28 protein-coding genes and 1 pseudogene are annotated in these 26926 nt (G+C 61.1%); 13 read left to right on the top strand and 16 right to left on the bottom strand.

Annotated elements, in window-relative coordinates:
* Window positions 1-62: 62 nt before the first annotated feature.
* From BM216_RS05445 to BM216_RS05410, 8 genes and pseudogenes are all read right to left on the bottom strand, one after another.
* Entirely contained in the window at window positions 63-1187 is a 1125-nt protein-coding gene (locus BM216_RS05445; RefSeq protein WP_092996157.1) for a hypothetical protein, read from the bottom strand.
* The gene (locus tag BM216_RS05440) at window positions 1184-1948 is read right to left on the bottom strand and encodes a hypothetical protein (RefSeq protein WP_092996155.1); all 765 of its coding nucleotides are present in this window, start codon (window positions 1946-1948) and stop codon (window positions 1184-1186) included. Before BM216_RS05440 ends, BM216_RS05445 begins: the two co-directional genes overlap by 4 nt.
* Entirely contained in the window at window positions 1942-2967 is a 1026-nt protein-coding gene (locus tag BM216_RS05435) for a MarR family transcriptional regulator (protein WP_143102730.1), read from the bottom strand. The genes BM216_RS05440 and BM216_RS05435 overlap by 7 nt, the downstream gene beginning before the upstream one ends.
* A 995-nt stretch (window positions 2968-3962) precedes the next feature.
* Window positions 3963-4841 carry a hypothetical protein gene (locus tag BM216_RS05430; protein WP_092996149.1) on the bottom strand — a complete coding sequence of 293 codons (879 nt, stop codon included), beginning with the start codon at window positions 4839-4841 and terminating at the stop codon, window positions 3963-3965.
* 477 nt (window positions 4842-5318) lie between these two features.
* Window positions 5319-5523 (bottom strand): annotated as a pseudogene (locus BM216_RS05425) (integrase core domain-containing protein); the annotation flags it as partial.
* 60 nt (window positions 5524-5583) lie between these two features.
* Window positions 5584-6417 (bottom strand): hypothetical protein, encoded by an 834-nt coding sequence (locus tag BM216_RS05420; RefSeq protein ID WP_092996146.1) that lies wholly within the window; start codon window positions 6415-6417, stop codon window positions 5584-5586.
* A gap of 13 nt (window positions 6418-6430) precedes the next feature.
* Window positions 6431-7348 (bottom strand): nucleotidyl transferase AbiEii/AbiGii toxin family protein, encoded by a 918-nt coding sequence (locus tag BM216_RS05415; protein ID WP_092996143.1) that lies wholly within the window; start codon window positions 7346-7348, stop codon window positions 6431-6433.
* On the bottom strand, window positions 7338-8153 hold the full coding sequence (locus BM216_RS05410; RefSeq protein WP_177230715.1) for a type IV toxin-antitoxin system AbiEi family antitoxin domain-containing protein: 816 nt from the start codon (window positions 8151-8153) through the stop codon (window positions 7338-7340). The genes BM216_RS05415 and BM216_RS05410 overlap by 11 nt, the downstream gene beginning before the upstream one ends.
* Window positions 8154-8326: 173 nt before the next feature.
* On the opposite strand from BM216_RS05410, the gene BM216_RS05405 reads away from it, so the two are divergent.
* Window positions 8327-10096, top strand: coding sequence for a hypothetical protein (locus BM216_RS05405; RefSeq protein WP_092996137.1), 1770 nt, complete (start codon window positions 8327-8329; stop codon window positions 10094-10096).
* Window positions 10097-10173: 77 nt separating this feature from the next.
* Here BM216_RS05405 and BM216_RS33265 read toward each other — a convergent pair whose 3' ends face one another.
* Window positions 10174-11466: a hypothetical protein gene (locus BM216_RS33265; protein WP_143102729.1), complete on the bottom strand. Its 1293-nt coding sequence runs from the start codon at window positions 11464-11466 to the stop codon at window positions 10174-10176.
* A 489-nt stretch (window positions 11467-11955) separates the two neighbouring features.
* Window positions 11956-12474, bottom strand: a complete 519-nt coding sequence (locus BM216_RS05395) for a nuclear transport factor 2 family protein (protein ID WP_092996132.1) — start codon at window positions 12472-12474, stop codon at window positions 11956-11958.
* 262 nt (window positions 12475-12736) lie between these two features.
* Here BM216_RS05395 and BM216_RS34995 point away from each other — a divergent pair, with 262 nt between their 5' ends.
* On the top strand, window positions 12737-12859 hold the full coding sequence (locus tag BM216_RS34995; protein ID WP_280141669.1) for a hypothetical protein: 123 nt from the start codon (window positions 12737-12739) through the stop codon (window positions 12857-12859).
* 67 nt (window positions 12860-12926) lie between these two features.
* On the opposite strand, the gene BM216_RS05390 is transcribed toward BM216_RS34995, so the two are convergent.
* The gene (locus tag BM216_RS05390; protein ID WP_092996129.1) at window positions 12927-13712 is read right to left on the bottom strand and encodes an alpha/beta fold hydrolase; all 786 of its coding nucleotides are present in this window, start codon (window positions 13710-13712) and stop codon (window positions 12927-12929) included.
* Between the two features lie 175 nt (window positions 13713-13887).
* Between BM216_RS05390 and BM216_RS05385 the strand changes: the two genes are divergently transcribed.
* From BM216_RS05385 to BM216_RS05375, 3 genes are all read left to right on the top strand, one after another.
* The gene (locus BM216_RS05385) at window positions 13888-14454 is read left to right on the top strand and encodes a sigma-70 family RNA polymerase sigma factor (protein ID WP_092996126.1); all 567 of its coding nucleotides are present in this window, start codon (window positions 13888-13890) and stop codon (window positions 14452-14454) included.
* A gap of 5 nt (window positions 14455-14459) precedes the next feature.
* Window positions 14460-15140, top strand: a complete 681-nt coding sequence (locus BM216_RS05380; protein WP_177230714.1) for an NrsF family protein — start codon at window positions 14460-14462, stop codon at window positions 15138-15140.
* A gap of 187 nt (window positions 15141-15327) precedes the next feature.
* Entirely contained in the window at window positions 15328-15918 is a 591-nt protein-coding gene (locus tag BM216_RS05375; protein ID WP_092996121.1) for a YqaA family protein, read from the top strand.
* A 4-nt stretch (window positions 15919-15922) separates the two neighbouring features.
* Here the strand turns inward: BM216_RS05375 and BM216_RS05370 are convergent, their stop codons facing one another.
* Complete coding sequence (locus BM216_RS05370) at window positions 15923-16477, bottom strand: methylated-DNA--[protein]-cysteine S-methyltransferase (protein ID WP_092996118.1); 555 nt, start codon at window positions 16475-16477, stop codon at window positions 15923-15925.
* Between the two features lie 34 nt (window positions 16478-16511).
* On the opposite strand from BM216_RS05370, the gene BM216_RS05365 reads away from it, so the two are divergent.
* Window positions 16512-17324 (top strand): 2'-5' RNA ligase family protein, encoded by an 813-nt coding sequence (locus tag BM216_RS05365; RefSeq protein ID WP_143102728.1) that lies wholly within the window; start codon window positions 16512-16514, stop codon window positions 17322-17324.
* An 85-nt stretch (window positions 17325-17409) separates the two neighbouring features.
* Here BM216_RS05365 and BM216_RS33970 read toward each other — a convergent pair whose 3' ends face one another.
* Window positions 17410-17574 (bottom strand): hypothetical protein, encoded by a 165-nt coding sequence (locus BM216_RS33970; protein WP_092996112.1) that lies wholly within the window; start codon window positions 17572-17574, stop codon window positions 17410-17412.
* A gap of 192 nt (window positions 17575-17766) precedes the next feature.
* On the opposite strand from BM216_RS33970, the gene BM216_RS05355 reads away from it, so the two are divergent.
* The 3 genes from BM216_RS05355 (at window position 17767) to BM216_RS05345 (ending at window position 19950) form a co-directional block, all read left to right on the top strand.
* Window positions 17767-18120 (top strand): ArsC family reductase, encoded by a 354-nt coding sequence (locus tag BM216_RS05355; RefSeq protein WP_092996109.1) that lies wholly within the window; start codon window positions 17767-17769, stop codon window positions 18118-18120.
* A 3-nt stretch (window positions 18121-18123) separates the two neighbouring features.
* Entirely contained in the window at window positions 18124-18597 is a 474-nt protein-coding gene (gene ybaK / locus BM216_RS05350) for a Cys-tRNA(Pro) deacylase (RefSeq protein WP_092996106.1), read from the top strand.
* 99 nt (window positions 18598-18696) lie between these two features.
* Window positions 18697-19950, top strand: a complete 1254-nt coding sequence (locus tag BM216_RS05345; RefSeq protein WP_092996103.1) for an aminopeptidase — start codon at window positions 18697-18699, stop codon at window positions 19948-19950.
* A 122-nt stretch (window positions 19951-20072) separates the two neighbouring features.
* Here the strand turns inward: BM216_RS05345 and BM216_RS05340 are convergent, their stop codons facing one another.
* Entirely contained in the window at window positions 20073-20411 is a 339-nt protein-coding gene (locus BM216_RS05340; protein WP_092996100.1) for a hypothetical protein, read from the bottom strand.
* Between the two features lie 214 nt (window positions 20412-20625).
* On the opposite strand from BM216_RS05340, the gene BM216_RS05335 reads away from it, so the two are divergent.
* The gene (locus BM216_RS05335; RefSeq protein WP_092996097.1) at window positions 20626-21558 is read left to right on the top strand and encodes a cyclase family protein; all 933 of its coding nucleotides are present in this window, start codon (window positions 20626-20628) and stop codon (window positions 21556-21558) included.
* A gap of 151 nt (window positions 21559-21709) precedes the next feature.
* Window positions 21710-22450 carry a ParA family protein gene (locus tag BM216_RS05330; RefSeq protein WP_092996094.1) on the top strand — a complete coding sequence of 247 codons (741 nt, stop codon included), beginning with the start codon at window positions 21710-21712 and terminating at the stop codon, window positions 22448-22450.
* A 63-nt stretch (window positions 22451-22513) separates the two neighbouring features.
* Here BM216_RS05330 and xseA read toward each other — a convergent pair whose 3' ends face one another.
* Entirely contained in the window at window positions 22514-24157 is a 1644-nt protein-coding gene (gene xseA / locus BM216_RS05325; RefSeq protein ID WP_092996091.1) for an exodeoxyribonuclease VII large subunit, read from the bottom strand.
* Window positions 24158-24321: 164 nt separating this feature from the next.
* On the opposite strand from xseA, the gene BM216_RS05320 reads away from it, so the two are divergent.
* Together BM216_RS05320 and BM216_RS05315 are read left to right on the top strand one after the other, a co-directional pair.
* On the top strand, window positions 24322-24585 hold the full coding sequence (locus BM216_RS05320) for a spike base protein, RCAP_Rcc01079 family (protein ID WP_092996088.1): 264 nt from the start codon (window positions 24322-24324) through the stop codon (window positions 24583-24585).
* Window positions 24586-24816: 231 nt separating this feature from the next.
* Entirely contained in the window at window positions 24817-25035 is a 219-nt protein-coding gene (locus tag BM216_RS05315) for a hypothetical protein (protein WP_143102727.1), read from the top strand.
* 1 nt (window position 25036) lies between these two features.
* On the opposite strand, the gene BM216_RS05310 is transcribed toward BM216_RS05315, so the two are convergent.
* Window positions 25037-26881 carry a hypothetical protein gene (locus BM216_RS05310; protein WP_092996082.1) on the bottom strand — a complete coding sequence of 615 codons (1845 nt, stop codon included), beginning with the start codon at window positions 26879-26881 and terminating at the stop codon, window positions 25037-25039.
* Between the last annotated feature and the right edge of the window lie 45 nt (window positions 26882-26926).

Below are 26926 nucleotides of genomic sequence, written 5' to 3'. Positions count from 1 at the left end.
GCTCCCCCCGTGGCTCCGTCTCAAGCGGACCGCCATCTGTTGTTTATATTGGCGCTGCCCCCTCAGGTGCCGCCGACAGTGCGTTTTTCCGCGCCAAGCGGGATGATCCAGCCGCCTGCGCCGTCCCGACGTGCAAAGTCATCAGGAGTGATCTTCGCGGCCAAACGACCGCGAATGGTGTCCGCTTCGCCGTCGATTGCCGCACGGACCAGATCCCTATCGATGCCGACGAAAACCGGGCGAAGGTTAAGCCGGGCCAACGCCTCCTGATCGACGGCGCTGGCGCTTGCATCGGTGATCGGACCCGCGCGTGTGACGATCCCGCCAACCAGGCCGCCGATATCGCCGTCCTTCTCGACTTCGCTAATCACCGCATTGTCCAAGGTGGCGCGGGCTCGGGCCGAGGTGTTTTGCAAGGCACGCGGGAGGGCCTGCCGTGTCAGATCACGCAGCGCTCGGGCGAGTTCGGCATGGCCGAGGTGTTCGATCATACTGGCGACATGCAGGCGAAGCAGGCCGACGAAAGGGGCGTCCTTGTCTTGCGGGTCGATGGCCTCGCCCATGTCGACCGGATCGTGAACGGAAAGATATGCGTCGGCCGGGCTGGGACTGGCCACGCCCCAGCGCGTGGCGATAGCGATCCGCTTCACCGTAGCCTTGCGACCGTTGACCGTGATGTCGATCCGTCCGGCCTGTGTCCAGGCGCGGGAAAGCGCCCTCGCTGTTCCGCCTGGGTCGTGGCAGCCCTTGGCCTCTGCGATCGTGAGCGAAGTCAGATCGGATTTGCACGCGATCCAGTCGGGTAGGTCGCCTCGCGCGAGGCGCTCGATCTTGGCGCGTTTGCGTCGATCGAGATCGACGACACGATTACCGAGATGGGCAAAGATGGAGAGGTCGAAGTAGCGTTCGAGATAGGCGCGGGCGACGAATCTGCCGAACAGGCCCGATAACGCGACCTTCACTTCACGAGCTTGCCCGAGCGGCTGCTTGAAGATGAAAGGCGTGCCTATGCCGGTCGGCGATAGCAGCCCATCGAGGATCGACCATGCGCCGTAAGCGGCGCCCGGAGTTTGAAGCACCTCGCGAATGCCGGCGTCCTCGATTTCGGAGACATCCAACTCGATGGTTGCGCCGGGGGCGGGGTCCAGCGACGGCGGAGTAAAGCTATAGATGAAGGTCCTGCTCATGCATCGGCCAGCTTGTAGGCTGACCTGAGAAGGGCAATCGCCTCGTCGCGGGTAAACGGCACGTTGAGCGCTTTTGGGTCGAGGGTGTCGTCGGCCTCAGCCAGATCAAGGAAGCGGCGCATGTCATCGCGAATTCGATCGGGCAAGGTGATCGATGCATCACCGGGAAGAAGCTGGGTCAGGCGGAGCACATCATTGCGGTGCTTCTTGATATTTTTGCTGTCGATCTTTTCCCCTGCCTCGGCGCGCGCGGACAGATCGAGGAACGCCCGCGCCTTAAAGGGGATGAGTAGCGTTTCGTCGATGACGGTTACGCCCTCAATCTTCCGCTTCGCAGACTGCAACGCTTCATAGTATCCTTCGTCGAGCAGAATGGCCGACAGGCTGACGATGTCTTCCTCAACCGGGATGGGGGTGAGTTCTGCATTTTCCGGAAGATCGAGGGTGCCCGGCTTGCGGGAAAACAGCTCGATCATGAAGGGGAAGCTCTGGTCCGACGGCTTGTGGAAGCGGTAGAATTCCTTTTCGCCGGTGCTGCGTTCGCGTGCCTGATAGCCGCCTGCATCCAGAAACGCTTTGAAAGCGGTGCCGAAGACGGTATCTACCACCTCAACGCAGAGCACCATATCGATGTCCTTGGTGGCCCTGAAATCGAGACCAGCTTCATCGAACAGGAGGTCGCATGCCGCGCCGCCGATGATGGCGTAGTGGTCCTCATGGCCAGCGAAGTATTTCTGAAATTTATCGATGCCAGTTACCAAGGAAGATTCTCCAAAAGTCGATCCGCAGCCATGGCGACACGCTCGTCGCGATGGTCCCGGAATTGTGCGTACAAGGACAGGACGTCCACGGTATTTGTGTCGGACAAGGCGGCCGGATCGTAGGACCATGTCTCGATGATGCAGTTGGCTTCGTCGCGGTCGGTTTCGGCCAGATCCGTCGCTTGCGAAATCGCTTTCCAGTCGCTGGCGGCGACGGCGAAAGTGTCGATACGGGGGCTAGCCAGCTCCGTGAGGTGGGATAGCGCCGTTTCCCCGGCCAGCTTCAGGTGCGCGCCGAAGGCGCTTCCGCGCACGAATTTTAGGGCTCGAACCGGACTCCGGAGATGTGGCGTTGCATCCTCCAGGAGTTGCCGCCCTTCTGCCTTAAAATGGATGCGCCTCTCTTTTCCGTGCCGGACGGTTTCGGCGAGGCCGGTGGCAACCAGATCGTCGAACGCTCGGCCGATCGACATCGCCGAGTAATGCAGGCGGTCAGCCAGGAGGGATGGCGTTGTCATGTTCCGGTCGAGGTGCAGGATGTGATGGAAAAGGACGGTCTGGGCGGCAGGGGACAGGCCGTCTGTCTGTCGGTTGCGCGGTGCACGGAAATGCTCGCGCAGATCGATCGCCAGATCCGGTATATAGAGCTGGTTGCCGGGAACGATAAAAGGAACACCTTGACCGATGAGGCGCGACCGGTTGTGCGCACTGATGGTCATGGTGGCAAACGCCACCGTCGCATGGGTGGCATTGCGGACCAGGTCGATATGCTTGGCGATGTCGGCTGGAGTGCCTGTGTCGTCGAGCTTGGCAACGATGATGCATTGGCGTCCAAGAATGCGAGCCTCGTAGAGCGCGTAGATGCGTCCGATAAATGCTGGCAAGCTGCGCGTGGCTTCGAATGGGCGGACATCAACGCGTTCATGAAGAAGCTCTCCCAGGTAGCGTTCTAGCGCATCAGGAAAGGGACCGTCGGAGTGTGAGAGATCTTTTGATAACATGGTGGCGAACGCTAACATCGATAGTGTTAGTGTGCAATCCGAATGTTATTGATGGACCGGCTCTAGGTCGGCGAGGCCCAGTGATGGTCGTTAGCGTGTACCGGCGCTGCGCGCACCCCGACGAAGGCGAAGTCTGGCTGGGCTCACGATGGAATCTTCCGAGTGGGATGGAAAATAGAACCCCGAGCCGGTACGAGGTAGCTCTTGCGAGGACATTCGCTGTCTGATCTGCGAACTGAAGCGGCGAGCGTCACCGGCGATAGATAGTGAAATTTTTTCGAGCCAATCAGTCGAAAAAACCCAATGATTTCAGAGGGATAGCTTTTTGACGGTGAGAGCGGCGGCATAGGACCTCCCAAAAATATTTTTTCGCTTTGTTTTTCAACTGGTTAGGCCATAGAGCGGACGATTGAGTGGGGGTGACGGAGTAGTAGGAACGGCGCCGATCGGCGGCTGTAGCGCGCGAAAAAGTAGGCTGCGTTCTCGATTGCTGCCGATAGCTGCTGAAGGGTGTTTGAGAGCCTATGTCGAGCCTGGTGACGGCACTGGTCAATTACCGCCCGACCGCTTTTAGGCACGAGCTTACATAAGCGGCTCCTCGTTCAGCCTAAATTCGGTGCCATCGCCGAGAAGCAATTCCAACTTAGCAGCTGTTTGCCGACGTCAGGCTCATCAGGTCGTGGTGCAGACCACGACCTTGGTAAGGCTGAGGTCGTGAGTTCAATCCTCATCGCCTGGCCCTGCGCTGCCTGCTCCCGCATTGACGCAACAGGCTGCCGCTGGCGATGTTCTGTGAGGCGCCTCCGGCGAGAGCGCGATTGGGCGCGCGCAGCGCTGCACTGCCGGATTCAGCGGGATCGTGCGGTAGCTCCCATGGCGGGCGGCTGCCCGAGTGAGGCGCGCCGCCGGCGGGTCTCAGTTTTGCAGGAACTCCCGCAGCCGGGCTGCCTCGTCGCCCGGCCCGCCGTCCCCGCCTGGTGGCAACTCGGTAAACAACTCCGCGAACCTGACCGTCAGGTCGTGTGGGTGCGGTGCGTGTCGCCGCCGATATCCTCGCTCCATGTGGCTTCGCCCTCGAAGCACCCCAGAATGCCGGCCAAACCGGTGTCGTCGGTGATGAAGGCGCACCTGGCGAATGGCGCTCGTTGTTCGCGCGCCATCTGCTCGAGTTCCAGCTTCCTGGGCAGGAGGCGCGAGATGACCATGATGTCGGCGAGCGCGTTCTCGGGTTGGAAGCGGGCTGGGTCCGGCCTGAATTTCATGATCTTAGCGGCGGACGGGTTCCGGTAGAGAGCGGCCAGCGTCACCAGCACGACGGGATGCTGCCTTGGGAGTGGTAACGCGTCCGCCTCTCGCACGATCAGTTCCGCCGTGCGTAGCCGGTCCGTTTTGGCCACTGGATCGCCGAGCCTGAAGCGGTCGTTGGCGCTGCGTAGGAACCGCATGCAGGCGTCCCGCGAGAGTTCCTGCGGCATCCCCCGTAGGTCTCGGGCGAAACCGGCGAGGAACGCGTCATCCTCAATGACGCGCCCATGCTGGAAGAACGCCCGCATGGCCGCAACGTCACCTAGGATCTGCGCCCCCAACTCGGCGTCCGAAAGACCGTGACGGGTGTCGGTCACCTTTTCAGCCAGCGCCAAGAGGTAAGAGAACGAATTATGGGGCCTGTCGAGTTCCCTAAGGCGAGCGAGCAGGGCCGCTTTTCTAGGATCCCGCACGGCCGCCGTGGACCCGGGCTTGAGGAGGCTGGCCACGCAGATGTCGAGGAAGTGGAGCGTCGGGACCGCGTCCGACCAGGCCTTCAGCCACGCGACGTTCTCCGGCGTGGCATCGAACGTCATGGTGATGCTCTGTCCGCGGCTGAACCTTCTTCCCGTCTCCGTTGTCGACATCGTCTTCCTCCTTCCACCTCATGCAGCGACGCTAAGGACTCGATCCTTCGCCCCCCCCCCCGTAAATCAGGTGTCCGCTGCCCGGAATCCAGCCCTTCGTCAACACCACGCGGTCAAGCCGGGACGGCGACCGGCATCGGGAGACCGCGTCCCCCGGAATCCGGCGCATGCGCGGGTCGCTTGCCGAGCCCGTTCGACACGAATCCGCAGGCGTTAGGACGTTGGGCACCCTTGGCGCCCGCACCTTGGCCCGATGGCGACGCCGGACGGGGCATACTAGCCGGGGAAGATGCGGACCACCACGCGGTGCGCGCGCTGGCGGACGAGTACCGAGCGGCCGCGCTCGGCGGCATTAAGCGGCGCGGCGCGCCGTCGTCGTGGGCGCCCCACACAGACAGTCTCGATCTCGAACTCTTCTATAGCCTTGCCGAGGCAACGCGACATTGGAGAAGAGCGACGGGCACGACCCTTCTATGCGATCTCCCCATCTAGCATTTCATCGCGCATCTTCGCGTTGAAGTTCTCGCAATAGCCATTCTCCCATGGGCTGCCCGGCTCGATGAATGCGGTCGTTGCCCCTACCGCGGCGATCCAATCCCGCACGTCCTTGGCGATGAACTCCGGATCTTTATCAGAACGAACATGGTTGGGCCACACCGCGCAGGATGAATAGGTCTGACAGACGAAGCAGGCAGAGATTGCCGCGAGGCAAGGGAGCGGCGCTCCCTCGCCTGCGGTGTGGCTATTCCTGGACGCCCCGGCTCATACGGTCATGCTCGGTCATCAGGAAGGTGACGTAACTGCGGATCAGGTTGCAGTAGAGGCGTCCCTCATCCGGGTTGACTGTGATTCCGCTTTTCAAGTCCACGCCATGCCGGACGCCGCCGCCGGTCGGCGATGAAAGATACCCATGCAGAGTCGTGAGCCAGGCGAGAACCTGCTCGATCGTCTGTCCTTTTTTCTTGGTCCGCAGTTCCTGCGCGATCTTGTTGAAGTATTTTTCCTCGATCGTGGCACTGCCGGTGCTCAGGCCCTTGAAGGCGGTTACCACCGATTCCATCAGCCACAGGATTTCCTGGACGGCCTGGCGAGGGTTCCCTTCGGCGAGCAGTTTTTCGGATTGCAGGAGCGATGCCTGCACGATCTCCTGCGCCTTCTCATCGAGCGACTGGTAGCGCTCGGGTACGGCGATCGGCTGATGTAGGCCAACCGCGATCAGCTCCGGCGGCCTGATTTCGTAGCCGACGCCGTGGTCCCTGAGGATGCGGTTCATGCGGCCGACATCGGGGACCGCAATGCTGCCGTCGCCGCGCAGCACTTCGCAGGCCTCATAAAACGACTCTATGAACAGCGGCGCATTCTCGGCGGCATGCCACATGCTGTCGCTCAGGTCTGATTGCGCCCAGCTCTCGGAAGAGCTGCGGCCCACGCCGCCGAAGTGGCCTTTGAAATGTTCGAGCATGCTCCACCGGTTGCCCTGCGCCACGACTTTGTCGATCAGTGCATCGACCGCGCGCACGGCTTCCGGTGGCATAGGCCCGGGGGTGTCGAAGCGCCAGGAAGCCTCCATTTTCATTGACGGTTCTCCTTCAGGAAAAGAGCTTTTCGAGCTCGTCCCTGTGAGCTTTGTGCTTCTTGGGGTTCTCGGTGCTCAGCTTGTTGAGGTTCAGCAGCTTCCAGCGGACCGCCGGCAGGGAGGCCGCCTGCGGCAGGCCGATGGCTTCGAAATCCGGTGCGCCGTCATGAAGCGTCGTCAGGAAACGATGGGTGCTGGCGTCGAGGCGCGCCCGGATGTCAGTCAGCAGCCGGTCTCTGGTGTCCGCGAGGTCTTGGAGCGTGACTGGAATTGTAGTCATGCCGACGAACTCGCGGACGAAAGGCTCGTCGAGGGCACTGAGGCTGGGCGTTAGCAACTCATGCGCCGGTCGCGGGGAGCTGGCCACGTATACGAGGAAGGTTCGGAACAGGGCGTCGGTCAGCCCCTCATTCTCGTAGAGCAGCTTCACGTCGAACAGGTCGCGCGGATGCTGGCGATCGACGGCCGCATGGAGCTTGCCGCCGAACAGGTCTTCGAATGAAACAACCTGCAGGGCCGCGTACCCGAATTCGTCCTCGACGGCGGCCGACACCGCGCGCCGTTCGGGATCATGGACCACGCCGCGCGTGACGGGCGAGGTCTCGATCTTGACTTCGGCACCTTTGAGCCGGGCCCGGATGCGGGTCGCGCTGCCGCCGCCGCCTTCGATCCGGCGGGCATCGAGCCCGGCGATTCCTCGGCTGGCGGCAGCCATGATCCGGTCGAGCGTTTCGTTGATGGCGGCGAGGCTTTCGGCGCGGTCTTGCACCGGCAGGTACGTCAGGTCGATATCCACCGACAGGCGCGGCATGTCGCGATAAAACAGATTGATCGCCGTGCCGCCCTTCAGGGCAAACACCTCTTCAAGCGCGATGAAAGGCAGGAGCCGCACCAGAAGGGCGACCTGCGCGGCGTAGATTTCACGGGCCATCGGCGTCTTCCGTCGCAGGCACAAATTCCGGGGGAACCATGATCCGGTAGCGGGGATGGATTTTCCCGCCCTTCACCAACGCGCGGTCGCCGGTGCCGAGGTCGAACGCGTCCGGGTTGAGGCGCTCACGCCAGGAATGCTTGTGACGGTCCGCGAAGACGAAGAACAGGCGGCGCACCTTGATCTTGCGGCAACTCTGCAGAAGGGTCGACAGGCGGCGGGGGCTCAGCGTCGCCAGCCCTTCGAATACCATGTCGAGATTGTGGAAGCTTTGATGATCGGGTAGTTCGTCGAGGGCTTCGAGGATCGCGCGTTCCGGGGTCGATATGCGCAGCGCCCAGCCCCATGGCAATGTGGCGGCGCTGCCGGGCTTGCTTTCGGAGAGGCCGAGGGCCGGATCGCCGAACAGGGACAGGCCGCGCGATGTCAGCGGCGCATCGAGCTTCAGGCGCGCAAGCCATGTGGGTGTGGCGCTGCCATAAAGCCAGACGGGGGGAGAGTCGCCGAGCGGCAGATAGTGGCTGTAGCCCTGCAGGCTAAGGGCGGTAACGCCGCCCGCATGCACATGGTAGTTCATGATATGCTGGAGCGAGAGAAGGCAGGTCTGCCAGTCGAGCGGGACAGGCTGCGGGGCCGGACGACGGAACACCCCGCGTTCGAGGCGTTCCAACCAGCCGCTCTCTATATACTTGCGCGTGAGGAACCGGCTCACGCCGTGGGCCTCCAGCCAGGGCGCATCGACGACGAAGCCGGCAGGGACCGCTTCGAGGACGTTCTTTAGTTTGTCTTCTTTTAGTGCACTCATGGTACACATAATGCCATATTTTCAAAGAGGTGGGCAAGTCGCTCTTTGAGATTTTGCAGACTCGGGTATTACGAGTACACATATTTGTATATTTTCAAAGAAAGTAGCCAGACCCGCCGGTGGGGCGGGTTACTGGGATGGGGGGAAAGGCAGCATGAGGTTAGTGATTCTGCATGTTTAATTTGCTTGTCTCCGGCAATGGCGAGTGGTGGGAAACGGCGCCTTTCACCTCAACCGTCGACCGGTTCAAGGAATATAGCGGTGTGGAGGCCGAGGCTATTGATCTCGCCCGCCCTGAAACATTGCGCCGGCTAGAGGAAATACCGGCCCTGCTGATGTACGAGGTCGGCGCTGGCGGCCCGCATGCCCGCGTGGTCAGGCATGGTCGCATCCGCAACATCGTCAGGCGGGGCGGCGAGCTGGCCTTCAACTTCGACCCGGACCCTGACCATGCTTATCTCGACAGGGCGGCAGTTTTGAGGATCGCAGATCAACTCGGCATTGCGCAGTTCGAGCAGCACCGCACCCACTGGGCGATCAAGGACGGCGAGATTCCGGAGGAACTGATCGCCACCGGCACGGCGGAGCGGGCGCAGCGCACCGTCGCCGTGGTTGCCGGTGAGTATGTCGAGGCGCGTCGGGAGGATCGAAGGAGAGATGCCCGCGAGCTGGCGGAGGAACTCGAAGATTTTCCTCCATCCCTCGAAAAGGCGCTGTTGCTGGTACCCGCGCGCATCCTTCAGCAACCGACCCCTGAGCTATACCCGATCCTGGGAATAGAACCCCGTACGCCCGAAGGGCGAAATGCCGTCGTGGCCGTCGTTGCAAGGGACGATGAAGGACAGAACCTGCCTGCCGACTGGCCTTACTCGCTGGCGTGGTTTCTCGGCCTCTATGGGAGCGCGACGGAAACCGCGCGCCTCGACGAAGCGTTGTCAGAATGCGCAACACTTATGATTGCGCTCGGCGCTGGCGAGGGAGAAGCAGCCGCTCCGATTGAAGATATCGGCTACGCGCTCTGGCGCTGTTCGCGGAGCCCGAAACTTGTCGGCGATCTGCGGCGGGAAATCGCGGTGCTGACAGATCGCCTTGTGCGCCGCCAGGATGTGCTGGGCTACTGGAGCGAGATCAGAGAAGGAGCCGCCCGCCCCGCCGTTCGCGCCACGGCATTGGCGACCGTGGCCCTGCAGCGACTTGGTGATGACCGTTATCATGACGCGATCAGGAGGGCTGTATCGTGGCTGATCACGCAAGTCATTCCTAACGTGGGTGCGCTCCCGCAGGACGCGGGTGAGGCCGTTCCCGAGGTCATCGCCACGACGCTCGCGATGGAGGCCATTCGCCGGTCTGACCTTGTCGATGATGTACCGCATGTGCTCGCGGCCGGCGACGCCTGGCTGGTCTCCGGCCAGACCGTACTAGGAGGCTGGCAGGCTGATCCGTGGGCGGAGGATTTCGTCGCGGCGCTGGTGCTTGAGTATCTCGCGCGCCAGAATGAAATGCTGCCGCAGGTGGACGGCTTTCTTCTGATGGCGCGCGATTTTTTCCGCAAGGCGGAAGAGCTGCAGCTGGAAGGTGGTGCCAACAACCGGCGGCTCGCCGCCATCGCCACAGTGCATGCCGTTGAAATGTTTCTCTACGGTTTGTTTGAGCGTCGCGACGATCTGGCGCTGTCGGCATTTCGCGAGAATGGTACCGAGACGCTCGGTCCCCGGGAAGCGCTCGGCGCCTTGCAGGTCGCCCTGCAGCGGATCGGTGTGCTGCAGGCCCCGCAGCGGCTGGCGCACCGTGACAAGCTGAGTGCCCTGGTCGGACGGCGTGACGGGATCATCCATCGCGCCCATGAGATCAGCGAAGCCGAGCTGCGCGACGGCATGAAGCATGCCCGGCTTTTTATCGAGAAGTACGCGCAGTCGCTGCTGGACCTGAATCTTTTGCAGTAGAGGCGCAAGGAACACGCCCCCGAAGCAAGCCCGCTGAGGCGGCGTCGCCCGGGCCATTGTGCAGCGACGGACGGCCATCAGCCATCCGCCTGATCTTCATCATCCAGTGCCCCGGCGCTCGCCCATTCCAGTGGGGAACAGGTGGTGGCCAATTCCTTTTCATCATCGATGGACCACAGCTGAAGACTGATCGAAGGAAGATAGCCGTAGTAGCCACTGCTGCCCTCTTCCTGCTTTTCAGGGTCTGGCTCGGCGAAATCGACTTTCGACGATCTCGCCGAGATGTCGAGGAAATGGAGGCTGATCAGGGCGTCGATCTGTTTCAGACGCAGCCGGACCCAAGTCGTCATTGCGCTCACTCTTGCAGCATCCTCGGACGTAGCATCTTCGAGATGACGGAGCACTGCATTCAATTTTTCCCGTTGGGTCAGTTGCTCATGAACTGCATCCACAAACTCCATGCGGCGCTTCTCGCGGCTATTGAATGCCTCTTCACGCTGGCGTCGAGCCTCGGCCTCCCGGTGGCGGCGTTCCCGCTCGTCGGATTCTCTCCGGCGCTCACTAATGTAGGCAGCGTGCCCGACGAAACCTGCCAATATGTCCGGCAGCATACGTTCCAGAGTTTGCGTCTTTCCGTCTGAGTAAGTGCGGCGAAGACCCGAGTACGGGTTGGCGTGAATGACGATAGCGAGCCGGCCGGATGGAAATTGGTCGTACTTTGACCACGGATCGGTGGTGTAACCCCAGCGCGCCCTTTCATCTCGCCGCTTCAATTCCGCGGTTGTTGGTTGATGCAAGGTCTTCTCGGGCTGTTCCTCCAGGCCGAACGCAATTGATTCATTCTCGACAATGAGCATTAACCCGTCTTCAGTCGCCTTGGGCAAATGGCCTTGGGTTTCTGCAAGAGCGAATAACTGGCTTAGAACCCGAATTCCCCGTTCAACGGAAGCCGGAGCAATTTTGGGCGGGACAACGCCTTTTGAGCGAACCGACGCGAAACCTTGGTCGTCAGGACGCGCTTTCGAAATCGCGCGCCTTGTAGCAGCGAGAGACGGCGGTTCAACGATGCTTAGCGTCGGTTCCGATGCAGGGACGAGAAGCGGCTTAGCCGCGGCATGCTTGTGAAGCCTGTCTCGAGCTTTTTCCTTGGCTTCGCGGACCGACGGAGACAGATGCTGCTCGGAACTTCCTGATATCCTGACCATAGCCAAATTTGGTGTGGTCAGTGGCGGTAGCGCTTCCTTGTTGACCCGCTTGCCGAATTCTAGTTTCGCCCAGTATCCACGTTCTGGTGTTGGAATGTGGTGGCGATCACAAGTCTTCTTCAACGCCGTACCCGTAACGCCATAATCTGCGGCAACTTTGATCATGGGTTTGGACCAAACCAACTCGTAAAGCTCTTCCCGAGAAACTGTCTTCACCTCTCAACCTCTGTCGTCCATGCAATGTGTTCAATCTCAGCCCGCCGATCCATGGCCAAGTGGGAGCATTGATTTTGCCGGTTTTGACGGTACTTTATCGGCGCATCGGATTCGACATTTGCGATCTATGCCTCACTGCGAAGCAGCCGATAGATGCCGATAGTTCACAGAATTTTTTCAGCTAGGTTGGTTCCTGAAAACTCAGCACAATCAAAAGGCTAGGTTTTTGACGGTACCTTACACGGCATACTCGGCCGCTGAATTTATTTTTCGAAGTTATATCAGTATCTTAGGGATAAAAAAAATATTCGAGTGGGAATGATGTCCTCGCGCCGACGCGAGGGAGGCCGCACCTGAAGGATAGGCCGGCTTTTTGGCAGATCTGCCTGAAATGAAAACGTCGCGGCGGCAGGTCTACCTGCCGCCGCTTCCTTATGTTTATTGCGCGCGCGGCGGCGCGCTATCGACCAGTTCCTGATATTTGACCATATCGAGGAAAGCCTCAGACTCGACTACGACATCATCCTTCATGGTCAGGATCCAGAGATATTCGTTTCTGTATGTACCGCCCGCTGTCGTGGGTGCGGATGCATCGAAACGCACGATGACCTTGTCATCAATGGCCCATATGTCATGAACCTCCGGCACAAGCGGGCTCGCTAGACGGGATATGATCGGGCGGGACGCGTCGTTGGCGAAACTCTCGACGCCCTTGTAGGTGCGTGCGAAGGCTCCAGAGCCGCGTACTGTCCACACAATGTCGGGCGACAGAACCTGGGTGAAGGCGCCGCCCCGCTCGGCCCAGTCCTCGAAGGCGTCACGGATGATGCCCTCGTTTCGGCTCGTCGTTGTTTCGGTGTTTGCCAGCGCGACGGTCGTCGTCATGGTCAGGGCGGTTGCAATTGCAACTGCACGGAGATGACGCCAGAAAGTCCTGGCCGGTATCTTGCTTGTCATCCGTCGGCTCCTCTCTTGCGGACGTGGCTTGATTGCCACCACGGTAATTTTGTCGTTCTGCATGCGGATGCACCGCATTGTCGGGACATTCACAAACGTCCGACCGCACTGTCATGGCCATCGACAATGAACCGATAGAGAGGGTGACACAGACTTATATGTGCCGGTAGCTGTCCAATCCTTAACTGAGTGGTTAGCAGAAATTTACAAAAACGAACCGATTTTCGCCAGCTTCGTGTGAGTTCGGCTCGGGCGGAGACATATGAACTTCCTCGTTCGCCCGACCACCCTCAGCATCGACGAGGTTCCCAGCATCTGCCACGTCACGTCGAAGCTTCCGGGCCTGATCGAGTGGGAGTGGTTACCGATCCGGCCTGGCGGCTGATCAACCGCCGAAGTGCGGCGAGGCTATGCTTCGCCGCACTGGTCGTTTGGGGACAAGTGTCCTCCACCTATTTCTTCTTGCCGGCGGCTTCGAGGATCAGGTGAGCGATCTCCTTCGGGTGGGAGACCAGCGACAGATGGCCGGCATCAAGTTCCACCGTCGTGGCATTCATGCGCTTGGCGAGGAAACGTTCGAGATCGGGCGACGTGGTCTGGTCATCCTTCGAGACGGCGTAGAAGGACGGCTTGTCGTGCCAGGCCGCCGCGGTGGTCTTGCCGGCAAACAGCGTCGAGGCGATCGGCTGCTGCACGGCATAAAGCGCCTCGGCCTTCTTCTTCGGCACGCCATTGGCGAAATGGTCGATGAAGGCCTTTTCGCCGATAACCTGGAAACCGTCATGGGTCTCGATACCGGCACGTACCGGCATGGTTGGAAACTTCTTCGACAATTCGGTGAAATCCTCGCCCGCATCCGGCGCACGTGCGGCGACATAGACCAGCGCGCTGACCTTCGGATCGACGCCCGCCTCGCTGATGACGGTACCGGCATAGGAATGACCGACAAGCACAGTCGGGCCGTCCTGGAGAGCAAGCGCCCGCTTGGTGGCGGCACCATCGTCCTCGACCGAGGTCAGCGGGTTCTGCACCGACGTGACCTTCAGGCCCGCGGCCTGGAGATAGGGAATGACTTCCGACCAGCTGGACCCATCAGCCCAGGCGCCGTGGACGAGGACTACGTTCTTTGCCTGCTCGATCGGCTTCTTTTGACCCGAAGACTGGGCCACAGCCGGTGCGACGGTAGCGGCAATCATTGTGCCGGCGGCGAGCAGTATGGTGGCGGCAAATTTCTTCATCGTCTGAGCTCCTTTTGGTGATGAAGCACGCGCTTCACCGGAGTCTTTCGAACCAATGCCTGCCGATGTTACATCGCTGGCCGCATGCCATTGGGTTTTCTTCGCCGGACGAAACGGACAAGATTTTTTTCCGCCACCGCGTAACATCCCCTCTTCTCCAATCGAATGAGACATCATGAATACGCGCGAGCAGTCATGGGCGGAGGCTATGTGTGCCGAACGCAGGGGCGAACGTCCTGTCTACGAGATATTCCTGCGGGAATTTGCCGTTTCGTTACGCCGCATCGTCGCAGCGCGGCTCTCCCGCCTCCATCTCAGCGCCGCCGAGACAGAAGATGTGGTGCAGGAAGTTCTGATCGCCGTGCATTCCAAGCGCGATCAGTGGGATCCGTCGCGCCCGCTGATGCCGTGGCTGAATGCGATCACACGCTACAAGATGATTGACGCGGCTCGGCGGCTGCGACGGGACATAAAGCTGCGCATCGAGCTGACCGATGATGAATGGTCTGATCTGTCGGGATCGAGCGGCACCGATCCCGTCCATAACGCAGCCGACTTGGAGCGGATGATCTCTGTTCTCCCCGCCGGCCAGCAATCGGTGGTGCGGGCAATCGGTCTCGACGGCGCCACGCCGAGGGAAGCCGCATCACGACTGGGCATGAGCGAGGGCGCCGTACGGGTTGCGTTCCATCGGTCGCTGAAAACACTGATGGCCGCCGCCCACAAGAGGTTTGAAGGATGACACAGATGAAAACTGCTACCGCCTCTAATCTGATCAATCCCAACACGGAAGACCTGATCCGCAGACTGGCCGACGAAGCCGGTGGAGCACCGATCGCCCAGGGACTCTTCGAACGCCTGTCGTTCCGGCTGGCCCTGCCCTTGAGCATGTTCATCTCCGTGGTCAGCGCATTTGCCGTGGTGACATTCGTGATCGGTCCCCGCCCCGAACTTATCGACATGGCGCTCACCTGGACCTTTCAGTTCAAGGTTCTGGCCATGTTGCTGCTGGCCGGCGGCGCGGGCCTTCTTGTCCGAAACGCCGCAATACCCGGATTGTCCACCGCGCCGGTCAGGGCGCTCCTCCCGGCCACCCTCTTCCTGCTTGTCGGCCTCGCCTTCGATCCTTCGGGATTTCCGCTGACCGGCGCAAGGACCATGTCGATCCCGAATTGCGTGCTTGCAATCGTGCTCGCATCGTTGCCTGCGCTCCTGCTGCTGCTGGCCGCCATCCGTCGCGGCGCGCCCACGCGGCCGGTCGGCGCGGGGGCTCTGGCCGGGCTGTTGGCCGGTTCACTCGGCGGACTTGCCTATACAATCGCCTGCATCAATGACGGTGCAGCCTTCGTGGCGATCTGGTATACGCTGGCGGTAGCAATCGTCGCGGCCATCGGCGCAGTGATCGGCAATCGCCTGTTATCCTGGTAACCGGTCGAATCTTGCGTCGGGTACGCCGGCAGCGCTACATCTGAGACACGGTTTCACGCCGATCCCGCCTCTGTATCCACATAACGGGGCGACCGATCTCATTGCCGCCATAAACAGATACAGGAATGCGCCCGCGCTACGCAAAAAGCGGACGCCCAGCTAATGATACTCTTCGGATAAGTCACCCATGCATCGCAGCCTCTACAACTGGACCATGGCGCTCAGCGCACGCAAGTCCGCGGAAATCTGGCTCGCCGTTATTGCCTTTGTCGAAAGCTCCATCTTCCTGATCCCCGCCGACGTGCTGTTTCTGCCGATGGCGCTCGCCAGACCCGAACGGGCCTGGCGCTATGCGATCGTTGCGACGATCTTCTCGGTTCTGGGAGGTATAGCCGGCTGGTGGATAGGTTCCTTTGCCTTCGAAGCAGTCGCTGTGCCCATCCTGGAATTCTGGGGCAAGCTCGACACGTTCAACGCGCTGAAGGATGGCATCACCTACGAAACGATCCTGCTGATGCTGGTGACTTCTGGCTTTGCGCACCTGCCGCCGATCAAGGTCGTCACCATCCTCTCAGGCGCCGTGCATGTAAATCTCTGGCTCTTCGCCGTCTCGGCGCTCGTCACGCGCGGTGCGCGCTTCCTGCTGCTTGCATGGTTGCTGCGCCGTTATGGCGAAGATATCCGTCACTTCATCGAGAAGCGGCTCGGCAAGCTTGCGATGATCGGCGCCGGGGTGGTGATCGCGGCCTATGTGATCTATAAGCTCATGCTGCACTGACCGATTAGAACAACGACTGCTGCGCCGGTTCGGCGGCGGCGAGGACGACGCCCTCGAGTTCCAGCATTCTGGCCTTGGACGTCGAACCACCGGGCGCCGAGAAGCCGCCGATCTTGCCGCCGGCGGCCAGTACCCGATGGCAGGGAATGATCAGCGCCACGGGGTTTTTCGCCATCGCCTGGCCGACGTCGCGTGCTTTCTCTGGCCCGGCGCCCAGCTCTCTCGCGATCGTGCCATAGGTCGTCGTATGTCCCCAGCCGATCCGGCGGGCGGCCGCGTAGATATCCCGGAAGAAATCATCCTGGTCACCGAGATCGAGGCGGATGTCGGAAAAATCGATCTGCTCACCGGCGAAGTAGCGCTTCACGCGATCGATCGTCCGTTGCACATCGACGGAAGGCACGCCTTTCTCAGCCTCCGGCACGCGGCGGAGTAGAAGGTTTTCGGTAGAATGGGCACTGCCGGTGGGCAGCTGGAAGCGGACAATACCTGCCTCGCTCCACGCGATGCCGCAAAAGCCGCCATCTGTTTCGAACACGGTATAACGATGCTCAGCCATGATGTACCTCCGCAGATGATATGACCTGAAAATCGTGCTTCGCGCGGGCACAATCAACCCGTTTCTTGCGAAAGCGGCATACTGGGCAAGCAGGATTTTTGTTTACTATTTGTTCTTTGTCATTTTCGCTGTGAGGTGTACACTGCCGGGTCAGACCAATGGAGCCCCATATCCCTATGAGGCCGAGATGTTGGAGTGCCGGCAGACATCATTCCCCTTGTCGAAAGACGAACCAAGGATATCGAGACACCATAACCAGCAAGGCAGACGACCGAGCGAACTGTTTTTTGTGCTGAAGCCTGGCCCTCAGCTTTCCCATGCCATGCATGAGGTAGCATCAAGCCATGCGCGGAATTACGGCAAAGGCAAACCTCACCCGCCGCATCTGTTGCATGTCAGCCTGCTGAATGTCGGATTTTATTATGAACCGCCCTATGCGCTGGCGACGCGAATAAGGGATGCGGTCGACAGCCTCGCGGCCCGCCCTGTGCATGTCGCGCTGGACCGCAGCGCATTGTTCGGGAACGGCCAGCATCTGGTGCTGACGAGCAGCCGGAAAAACCCGGATCTTCAGGCATTCGTGCAGAAACTGTACGCGACGCTGACAAGGCATAACGTGCCGCGCGCCGCGATCAGGCCCGTCTCACCGCATGTCACGCTGATCTACGGGTATCGCGAAAAGGAACTGCTGACGGTCGAGAAGGACTATGTATGGCTGTCGCGGGATTTCTCGCTCATCTACAGCCACAATGGCAAAACCTGCCATGAGGAACTGGGCCGTTGGCGCCTTGATTTCGACGCCGCACCCTATCCCGTGCCACCGGAGCAATTGCGTCTTTTCAACTGACGCTGCCTTACCCGATGGCTTCCCGCCTCAACCTCAAGGCCGCCATTCGATGACGGCGGCCGGGCGTGCGGGACAGCGCTCGCTATTAGCGGATGCGCTCGAAAGCCTGCGGGTCGATACCGAGCGTGTCGAGGTCGCGGTTGCGCGGACGACGGCCGTTTTCGACGGCTGCAGATGCGGAAACAGCGGCGCCGAAGATGGCGAATGCGCGGCTCCAGCGGTTACCACGATTGCTGTTCTGGATGGACATGGTCAACTCCTTTGTTGTTGACTGATATATGATTTAGCGCGCCCCTTTGCACAACGCATAAGCCGACAGGGCAGCCATGCGCCGCCGGCATGACATACCTTGATCCTGCACAAATTGTTGCCATGTCGGACGTGCTATTGCTATCGCTTTGGCCAATGGGACGACAAACGCAGCAAACAGACAGGACGCGCAATGACGATCACCATCTACGGCATCAAGAACTGCGACACGATGAAGAAGGCCCGTACCTGGCTGGACCAGAAGGGCGTCGCGTATACGTTCCACGACTACAAGGCTTCGGGCATCGATCGCGCCCATCTGGAAGCCTGGACCGACGAGATGGGGTGGGAGACCGTGCTCAACCGTGCCGGAACCACCTTCAAGAAGCTCGATGAGGCGGACCGTGCGAACATCGACCGCGCCAAGGCGATCGAGCTGATGCTCGCCCAGCCGTCGATGATCAAGCGCCCCGTGCTTGAGGCGAACGGCGCGCTGGTCATCGGCTTCAAGCCCGAACTCTACGAAGCCGCGTTTTCGATTGCCTGAACCATGTCGAAGACCACCCGTGCCACGCAGACGCTCGACCGGCTGAAGATCGCTTTTACCACCGTCACCTATGACTACGATCCGAATGCGGATCGGATCGGGCTGCAGGCGGCGGAGGCGATCGGCGAGGAGCCGCGGCGGGTGCTGAAGACACTGATGGCCGAGGTGGACGGCAAGCCGGTCTGCGTCGTGGTGCCTTCCGACCGGGAAGTGTCGATGAAAAAGCTCGCGTCAGCCTTTGGCGGCAAATCGGCCAGCATGATGAAGCCCGCCGATGCCGAGCGGCTGACCGGCTACCACGTCGGCGGCATCAGCCCGTTCGGCCAGAAGAAGCTGGTGCCGACAGCCATCGAGATTACCGCGCTCGATGAGTCGCATGTCTTCATCAATGGCGGTCAGCGCGGATTGCAGATCAGGCTCGCGCCAACGGATGCGAAGGATGCCCTGAAAGCGATCGCTGCACCGCTCGTCGCCTGACGAAACGGCGCAGTCTCACTTCAACGGCATAGTCGCACTTCAATTTCGCCCCAAAGCTCTCTAAGTCTGGGGCAAGCACGACATCAGAGAGGCACGCCCATGACCATCGTTCCGAATTTCCAGACCGCCATCGATCCCGCCAAGCTTGAGAAGCTGGGAGAAGTCGCGGTGAAGGTGGGGCTTGGGCTGGAAGAGGGCCAGGACCTCGTGATCACCGCTCCGGTCGCCGCCCTGCCGCTTGTCCGCTTCATCACCAAACACGCCTATATGGCGGGCGCCGGGCTCGTTTCGGCCTTCTATTCAGACGAGGAAACGACCTTGGCACGCTACCGGCATGCGCCGGATGCGAGCTTCGACAAGGCTTCGAACTGGCTCTACGAGGGCATGGCGAAGGCCTATGAGAACGGCGCCGCGCGGCTCGCGATCGCCGGCGACAACCCGATGCTGCTCGCCGAGCAGGACCCGGCCAAGGTCGCCCGCGCCAACAAGGCCAATTCGATGGCCTACAAGCCGGCGCTCGAAAAGATCGCCAATTTCGACATCAACTGGAACATCGTCTCCTACCCGAACCCGTCCTGGGCAAGGCAGGTCTTCCCCGACCTGCCGGAAGAGGCTGCCGTCGCCAAGCTGGCGGAGGCGATCTTCGCAGCCTCGCGCGTCGATGTCGCCGATCCGGTCGCGGCCTGGGCGGAGCATAATGCCAATCTGAGAAAGCGGTCGGGCTGGCTGAACGGCGAGCGTTTTTCCGCGCTGCATTTCACCGGTCCCGGCACCGACCTGACGGTCGGCCTCGCCGACGGGCACGAATGGCATGGCGGCGCCTCGACGGCGAAAAACGGCATCACCTGCAACCCCAATATCCCGACCGAGGAAGTGTTCACCACGCCGCATGCGCTGAAGGTGGAAGGCCATGTATCGAGCACCAAGCCGCTGTCGCACCAGGGCACGCTGATCGACAATATCCAGGTTCGTTTCGAAGGCGGCCGTATCGTCGAGGCGAAGGCTTCGAAGGGCGAGGAAGTGCTGAACAAGGTGCTGGATACGGATGAAGGCGCCCGCCGGTTGGGCGAAGTGGCGCTGGTGCCGCATTCCTCGCCGATCTCGGCAAGCGGCATCCTGTTCTACAACACGCTGTTCGACGAAAACGCGTCCTGCCACATCGCGCTCGGCCAGTGCTATTCGAAATGCTTCCTCGACGGCGCGTCGCTGTCGCCGGAACAGATCAAGGCGCAGGGCGGCAATTCCTCGCTCATCCATATCGACTGGATGATCGGCTCCAACCAGGTCGATATCGACGGCGTGCGCGCCGACGGCAGCAAGGTACCGGTCATGCGCAAGGGCGAGTGGGCTTAAAGCAATTCCAGCAAAAGTGGGAGCCGGTTTTGCGTCCGGAATTGCGTAGAAACAAATAGATGGAGCATTCCCGCTTTTCGGAGAAAGGCGGGAATGCTCCAGACCCACTCAGCCCGCATTCCTCAGCGGTAATAAACGACCTTGCCGCCATTGCCGGCGGTTTCGACGCGAAGGACATTGTGGAGCGCGATGCCGCGAATGGCGAGCGCCTGCTGCAGTTGGCGGTCTCGACTTGCTTCGGCCTGCGCCGCGCGTATCATCACGCTGTTGGCGGAACGCGGCGTGCGCTGATAGCCGTCGCCCTGGCCATAGATCGGCGCGACCTGGATGGCGATGACATTGTCGTCATAAGCCTTGCCGAAGATGATTTCCGAGGCGCGCGACTGCTCGGCGAGGGCTGCGCTTGATCCCGCGACGGTTGCGGCAAGAATGGCAAGCGAAGCGGCAAGAGCCTTTTTCATTGTTTTGTTCTCCATTGCGCGCATCAAGACTTGCCTGAGCCGGCCTTTCAATGCGCCCTCCACATTACATAGGCATCCGGCTGCAGCTTTAAACGCCTTACAGCGGTAAGCGTTATCAAGATTGACCGCCTGCCGCCGAGAACCGAGACTGTGCGCTTCGGCAAGTTAATTTGCCGGCCAATGCCGACCCATCCATTTCAAGAAGGGATAGAGCATGCTCAATATTCCGCGCATAACGATATTGTCCGCATTCCTTGCAATCGCCGCAGTAGCCCCGGCGGCGGCCGAAGAGCCTGGCCTCTGGAGCGTCTATAACGACAGCCTCAAGGGCGCCAAATATGTAGACCTCACCCATACGATCACGCCGAACATCCCGGTCTGGGCCGGTTTCGCCAGCCCGACCTTCGGTCAGTCCTCGGCCGCTCGCGATCTCGAGGGATTTGCCAAGAAAGGCGATACCTTCAGCTACGAGACCCATGGCGTTGCGGCCTCGACCTACAATCTCACCACCGACCAGCTCGGCACGCAGCTCGATCCGCCTGCCCACTGGGCGCCCGAATATCCGGCGATCGACGAACTGCCGGCGACCTATGCGGTGCGGCCGCTTGCCGTCATCAATATCGAGGAGAAGGTCAAGGCCGACGCCGGTTATCACCTGCAGGTCGCAGACATCACGGATTTCGAGGCAAGGCACGGCCGGATACCGGAAGGCTCGGTCGTCTTCGTGCGCTCCGGCTGGTCGAAGACATGGCCGGACCCGGCGCTCGCCACGACGAGACCCTTTCCGGGCGTCGGTCTGGAAGCGCTGAAATTCCTGCATTTGGAACGGAAGATACTGTTCCATGGCCATGAGCCTCTGGACACTGACACGACGCCGACGCTCGAAGGCGAACACTGGCTGATGCACAACGGCTATGCCCAGGCGGAAGGTGTCGCCAATCTGGACAAGGTGCCGGAAACCGGTGCGCTGGTGGCAATCGGCTATCCGAAATTCGGTGGCGGCGTTGGCGGTTATGCGCGCTACGTCGCAATATGCCCGCCGGACTGGCAATATGGCGTGGCGATCGGCTCGATCCCCGAAGCGCCGCTGCAGAAATTCGACAAGCCTCTGCATTTCGATGAGCAGGCCGGCATGCGGGTCCGCTAATCTACCGAAAATAAACAGGCCGCGCTCGCCTCGGCAAGCGCGGCGCAAGCTTATTCATCAAGCATCCGCAAATCATCATGATGGAAGCGGATAATAAAAAGCCAAGTTAAACGGCTTTCCTCCGTGATGTTTCTCTCGAACGGAGGCTTCCATGCCGGTTATTACATTTGCGAATACGAAGGGCGGCGCAGGCAAGACGACTATGGCTCTTGTCACGGCCGGAGAATTAGCCAAAAGAGGTTTTCGCGTCGCCATGCTCGACGCCGATCCGCAGCAGTGGGTCTCCCGCTGGATGACGCGGATGGCAAAGATGCCGAAATTCTCGATCGTTGCCAATATCGACGCCGAAAACATCGAGCAGACGATCAAGGATCTGAAGAAGAAGACCGACTATATCGTCGTCGACCTGCCCTGCGGCCTCGGCTCGCTGCTCGCCGAGGGGCTGGGCCTTTCGGACCACGTCTTCGTGCCGGTCCAAGGCTGCGCGCTGGATGCAGCAGGCGGCGCCCAGGTTCTCGATATCCTGAAGAAGCTCGACAGCGAATGCGACATCCGCATTGCGCATTCGGTGGCGCTGACGCGGGTCAGCTCGATCATCACCACGCGGGCGCTGCTGGCCGTCAAGGGCATGCTGGCGCAGCAGGGTGTCAACGTCCTGAATATCCCGCTGATCGAGCGTGCAGCCTATCGCGACATGTTCGATGCCGGCACGCTGATCGACGCACTCGATCCGGAAGCCGTCAGCAATCTCGCCAAGGCGCAGGAGAATGCCCGCCTGCTGGTCGATGAAATCGCCCGGCTGGTGCCGCTTGCGGTCAAGGCGCCCCGTGCAAAGGCACCGGTTGCCAAGGCGGCTGCCCCTCGCAAGGTGGCCACGAAGAAGGCGGCCTGATCAGCCAGAAGCCTGCTGGAGCCCTCGGGCTCCGGCCCCTACACCCGAATATCGGAGCAGGCGCTAGAACAGGCTGCCCTGTTTGGGTGGCTCGGAGGAGACTTCCGGCTTAGGCGCCGTCCTCCGCTTCGGTGGAGCCGGCGCCGGCTCGGAAGGCGAAGCGGAGCCGGAAACTGATCCCGCCCCCCCGACTGGAGCACCGTCCTCGCCCGCCACGGCCGAGATACGGCCGTCGGAGAACTGGATGGACAGGGCGCTGCCTTCAACCACGCCGGCGGCACGGGTCAGCGGGCGATCCTCGCCATCGCGCACCACGGCATAACCACGTTTCAGGACATTGATGTAGGACAGGGACTGCAGCACGCGATCTTGGCCCACAAGCGCCGCGCGGCTGCGCGACAGCGTGTGACTGATCGCCGTATCCGCATGGCGCATCAATGATGCGAGATGCTGGCCTTCCCGCTGCAACTGGCTCGTCAGCCGCGCCGGCAGCGACTTCAGCGATGCGTCCAGACGCGCGATCCGCCCCCGCTCGCTCAGCAATTGCCGTTCCACGCAGCGGTCGGCCCGTGACAGACGATCGGCGAGCGCCTGTCGCTGCTGGCCGAGACGGTTGGTCAGAAGATCGAGCCGCAGACCGGCGGATGCTCGCTCGAAGGCATGGCGCTTGACGATGGTCGTCCGCTCCAGACCGCGGCCCAGGCCTATAGCAGCCTCATCGAAGCGGCGACGGGGAAGCGCAAGCAATTGATCGAGCGACGGAAGCGCACGGACAAGGGCACGAACTGCCTGACGGCGGTGATCCATCTGGCGCGAGGCGCTACCGCGCAGGCGGGCCGCGAGGCCGGCGATCTGGGCATCGAGATCGGCCTTGACCGGCACCGCCATTTCGGCAGCCCCGGTCGGGGTCGGGGCGCGCATGTCGGCGGCGTGGTCTATCAGTGTCCAGTCGGTCTCGTGACCGACGGCCGAAATCAGCGGGATCGCGCTTTCGGCCGCGGCGCGCACGACGATCTCGTCGTTGAAGCTCCAGAGGTCTTCGAGACTGCCGCCGCCGCGGGCGACGATCAGCACGTCCGGGCGGGGTGCCGGACCATCCGGCGCAAAGGCGTTGAAGCCGCGGATCGCCGCCGCGACCTCCTCGCCCGAGCCCTCACCCTGGACCTTGACCGGCCAGACGATGACATGGACGGGAAAACGATCGGTGATGCGGTGCAGAATATCGCGGATGACGGCGCCGGTCGGCGAGGTCACGACGCCGATAACGCGCGGCAGATAGGGGAGCGGCCGTTTGCGCTCCTGATCGAAAAGGCCTTCGGCGGCGAGCTTGCGGCGGCGCTCTTCCAGAAGCGCCATCAGCGCGCCTGCACCGGCCGGCTCCAGGTTCTCGATGACGATCTGGTATTTGGACGAGCCCGGGAACGTGGTCACCTTGCCGGTGGCAATGACCTCCATCCCCTCTTCCGGGCGGAACCTCAGGCGCGAAAAGGTGCCCTTCCAGACGACGGCGTCGATGCGCGCCCGGTCGTCCTTCAAGCTGAAATAGGCGTGGCCGGAGGAATGCGGACCGCGATAGCCGGATATCTCGCCCCTCACCCGCACATGATCGAAGGCATTCTCGACGGTTCGCTTGATCGAGCCGGAAAGCTCCGACACCGAGAATTCGGTCAGGTTGCTGGGCGTGTCGGTTTCGAACATGCTGGCCATGCTTCCTTCTAACCCATCGGCAGGAAGATTTCACCCGGCGCAGCGGCGATTGATGTGGACGGTCAGCGCGAAAAGCCGAACCGTAACAAGGGATGGCATGCGAATTCATCCCCGCCTTCCGAAAGCGCGAAATAATCCCGGTCAGTCAACCAGGAGATGACACCATGACCGACCGTTTCGCCAACACCCAGTCCTCCCTCTCCAGCCCTGCCTCCGGCGGCATAGCAATCCAGCCGAGTGACGAGACCCCGTTACCGGAAACGAGTCGAGCCCTTTACGTCGGCGCGGGCGGTTCGCTGCGCGTGCGGATGCTTTCGGGTGAAAGCCTTGATTTCGCAGGCGTTCCGGCCGGCGCCCTGCTGCCCGTCAGAGTTACCCAGGTCTTTGCGACAGGCACGACAGCCCGCAATATCGTAGCGCTATTCTAACGAATTCTTTCAATTCGTCACAAAACGTGGAACCGAACAAAAGGAAACCACGTTCCCTTCCCGTGGAGGATAAGACTTAGGTCCGAAACGACCGGGCTTAAGTCTTAACAGCGAACGGAAAATCGTAGCGATTTTGCTCACCTGCCATTAGGCATGCTGCTCAAGCATTCTTTAGAGGGTGGTAGCGTATACGGTCTCCGTCGCAAAGGAAGGAGACAAGCCGTGATTATCTTGACGGCAGCAGCAATCGGTTTACTGGCAGGCCTGAGCCGCAACATCGTAACGGTTATCACGGCCGGAATTCTCATTTTTGCGACGTTTGTCGGAGCGGCCCTTTTCAGCGGCTCGGCATCCTATCTGGATCTCATTTTCGCGATCCTGGGCTTTAACGCCGGCCTGATCAATCTGGTCATCGCCACGGCACTCGTTGACCGGGTACGGCACGCCTGACCTAATTCGGCGCATCCGGGTTAACGCGATAGAGCCGCAGGCCAGCGCGCTCCTCGCCGACAAGCGTCAAATAGGCCGGTATCTCACCCTTAGCTAACGCGGCATAAAGACCGTCGTTCTTGAGTTCGATGAGGTTCGACGTGCTCGGATCGCCCTTGCAGAATGCAATGATCGTAACCCCCGCGCCCTTGATGAACGCCAGTGCCTCGCGCGGCTTCGCCATGCCGATATGAAGCTCGGTCAGCATGCCGCCCTGGTTGCGATGATAGGGTGCAGCCAGAACCCGATGTCGGGTGAAGCGCAGGATTTCCGCCCCACTGTTTGAAGGCGAGACGACGACCCCGGGAGGCAAGGCCCGCAGGGCTTCGGCGCTCTGTGCGATATCGCACTCCCCGTCCTCGCCGGCGTTGATGCTGGAGACGGTGGTGATATCGACGGAATTGAGCCCGAGGTCCCAGACCGCTCCGGAGACGGCCCAGACAGCAGGAACGGAACCGAGCGTTACCAGGGCAAAGCCGATTGTCGCTGGAATGTCCCTGCTATTGTCGCGCACCCGCTGCTGCAGATCGGCGATCAACAGGGCGAGCGGCGGAATGCTCATCACGTTGACAAAGAAGGATCCGCGGAGCTGGACCAGCGAAATCGCCCAGCTTGCTCCGACGAGGACGAGGAAAAGCAGATGCAGGTCACGCTGCCTGCCCTGGCAAATGCGCAGGATGCAGACAATGATCGCAAGCAGGCCGACCGCGTAAAATCCGCCGAGCGTATAGGCCTGGGTCCTGAACTGGCCGACTATGGAGCGCGCTTCGCTGACCTGCCGCAACCATAGCTCGATGAGCATGGGGTCGAGGTTGGCCAGAGGCGAGCCGAGGCACTGGGGCGCAACGACGATGGCCACGGCGGCAAGAATGGCGCCGAGGACGGCGGATGCCGCCACGCGACCCGCAATGCCGACACCCGCAGGAACATAGGTCAGCCCGAAAAGTCCGGCGCCACCGACTGCCGCGAGCGAATAGAAGCCGAAGGAAAGATTATCGCAGGTCACGGCCGCATAGGCATGAGGCGGCACCGTGGCGAAGAATGCCGCGGTTATGGCAAGTGCCAGCGATAGGCCGAATGCGCGCGCGCCGCGCGCAAAAGCCTTTCCCTGCCAGAGCCAGCGCATCGCTACGCAGAAGCATGCGACCGCCACGAAAGGGACGGTTTCCGCGCCGATCGCGACCGCCAATGCCACGGCAATGCCGGCGCCCGCGTGATCCCGCGCCCTGCCCTTACGGTCGGCGAGAAGTGCTGCGATCACCATGGCGAGCGCCAGTTGGACATTGTGGTGATCAATCGCGCCGGGCGAGAATTTTCCGCAGGCGAAGATGAAAAGAGCGCCGAGCCCCAGCGAGATATGTATGACGCGCGGCCCGCCGAAACGCAGTCCCGCCAAACCGAGCGCAAGGAAGAGCGGCCCCGCCGTGATCAACGGCCAGAGCGTGGCGGCGACATTTTCCGCCGCCTCCATCGTCATGAACAGGGAAAAGAATTTGATGAGGAGGCCGATCGGCGCATCGATGAAACGCGACCAGTGCATCAGCGTGCCGCCGTCGAGGCCGAGCCGGTACTGCATCAGGTCGAACCAGCCCTGCCCAGCCAACCAGTCGCGAACCTCGACCAGACGCATCACGTCGTCATTGTCGGGGCCGATATAGTCCTTTGCCTTCGGCAGGTTGAGCACGGCCAGAAACGCAGCCGTTACCAGCCAGTAGAGCATCGATGCAGGCAGCAGCCTCGACAGGCGCGGATGGGTAGATTTCTCCTCTTCCGGCCGGGACACTTGCTCTGCCATCATGTCAGTCATTCGGTTCGTTTCGTGCTGGCTAAACGTTCCGCAACCTAAACTTAA

Origin of the sequence: Rhizobium sp. NFR07 (assembly GCF_900111905.1) — a bacterium.
Lineage (GTDB): Bacteria > Pseudomonadota > Alphaproteobacteria > Rhizobiales > Rhizobiaceae > Neorhizobium.
This window is presented reverse-complemented; position numbering and strand designations above follow the sequence as displayed.

Bases quoted from the DNA above. Each gene is read 5' to 3' on its own strand.
- BM216_RS05445 (WP_092996157.1), bottom strand. From the start codon at position 1,187: ATGAGCAGGACCTTCATCTATAGCTTTACTCCGCCGTCGCTGGACCCC.
- BM216_RS05435 (WP_143102730.1), bottom strand. From the start codon at position 2,967: ATGTTAGCGTTCGCCACCATGTTATCAAAAGATCTCTCACACTCCGAC.
- BM216_RS05430 (WP_092996149.1), bottom strand. From the start codon at position 4,841: ATGTCGACAACGGAGACGGGAAGAAGGTTCAGCCGCGGACAGAGCATC.
- BM216_RS05420 (WP_092996146.1), bottom strand. From the start codon at position 6,417: ATGAAAATGGAGGCTTCCTGGCGCTTCGACACCCCCGGGCCTATGCCA.
- BM216_RS05415 (WP_092996143.1), bottom strand. From the start codon at position 7,348: ATGGCCCGTGAAATCTACGCCGCGCAGGTCGCCCTTCTGGTGCGGCTC.
- BM216_RS05410 (WP_177230715.1), bottom strand. From the start codon at position 8,153: ATGAGTGCACTAAAAGAAGACAAACTAAAGAACGTCCTCGAAGCGGTC.
- BM216_RS05405 (WP_092996137.1), top strand. From the start codon at position 8,327: ATGTTTAATTTGCTTGTCTCCGGCAATGGCGAGTGGTGGGAAACGGCG.
- BM216_RS33265 (WP_143102729.1), bottom strand. From the start codon at position 11,466: ATGATCAAAGTTGCCGCAGATTATGGCGTTACGGGTACGGCGTTGAAG.
- BM216_RS05395 (WP_092996132.1), bottom strand. From the start codon at position 12,474: ATGACAAGCAAGATACCGGCCAGGACTTTCTGGCGTCATCTCCGTGCA.
- BM216_RS34995 (WP_280141669.1), top strand. From the start codon at position 12,737: ATGAACTTCCTCGTTCGCCCGACCACCCTCAGCATCGACGAGGTTCCC.
- BM216_RS05390 (WP_092996129.1), bottom strand. From the start codon at position 13,712: ATGAAGAAATTTGCCGCCACCATACTGCTCGCCGCCGGCACAATGATT.
- BM216_RS05385 (WP_092996126.1), top strand. From the start codon at position 13,888: ATGAATACGCGCGAGCAGTCATGGGCGGAGGCTATGTGTGCCGAACGC.
- BM216_RS05380 (WP_177230714.1), top strand. From the start codon at position 14,460: ATGAAAACTGCTACCGCCTCTAATCTGATCAATCCCAACACGGAAGAC.
- BM216_RS05375 (WP_092996121.1), top strand. From the start codon at position 15,328: ATGCATCGCAGCCTCTACAACTGGACCATGGCGCTCAGCGCACGCAAG.
- BM216_RS05370 (WP_092996118.1), bottom strand. From the start codon at position 16,477: ATGGCTGAGCATCGTTATACCGTGTTCGAAACAGATGGCGGCTTTTGC.
- BM216_RS33970 (WP_092996112.1), bottom strand. From the start codon at position 17,574: ATGTCCATCCAGAACAGCAATCGTGGTAACCGCTGGAGCCGCGCATTC.
- BM216_RS05355 (WP_092996109.1), top strand. From the start codon at position 17,767: ATGACGATCACCATCTACGGCATCAAGAACTGCGACACGATGAAGAAG.
- ybaK (WP_092996106.1), top strand. From the start codon at position 18,124: ATGTCGAAGACCACCCGTGCCACGCAGACGCTCGACCGGCTGAAGATC.
- BM216_RS05345 (WP_092996103.1), top strand. From the start codon at position 18,697: ATGACCATCGTTCCGAATTTCCAGACCGCCATCGATCCCGCCAAGCTT.
- BM216_RS05340 (WP_092996100.1), bottom strand. From the start codon at position 20,411: ATGAAAAAGGCTCTTGCCGCTTCGCTTGCCATTCTTGCCGCAACCGTC.
- BM216_RS05335 (WP_092996097.1), top strand. From the start codon at position 20,626: ATGCTCAATATTCCGCGCATAACGATATTGTCCGCATTCCTTGCAATC.
- BM216_RS05330 (WP_092996094.1), top strand. From the start codon at position 21,710: ATGCCGGTTATTACATTTGCGAATACGAAGGGCGGCGCAGGCAAGACG.
- xseA (WP_092996091.1), bottom strand. From the start codon at position 24,157: ATGGCCAGCATGTTCGAAACCGACACGCCCAGCAACCTGACCGAATTC.
- BM216_RS05320 (WP_092996088.1), top strand. From the start codon at position 24,322: ATGACCGACCGTTTCGCCAACACCCAGTCCTCCCTCTCCAGCCCTGCC.
- BM216_RS05310 (WP_092996082.1), bottom strand. From the start codon at position 26,881: ATGACTGACATGATGGCAGAGCAAGTGTCCCGGCCGGAAGAGGAGAAA.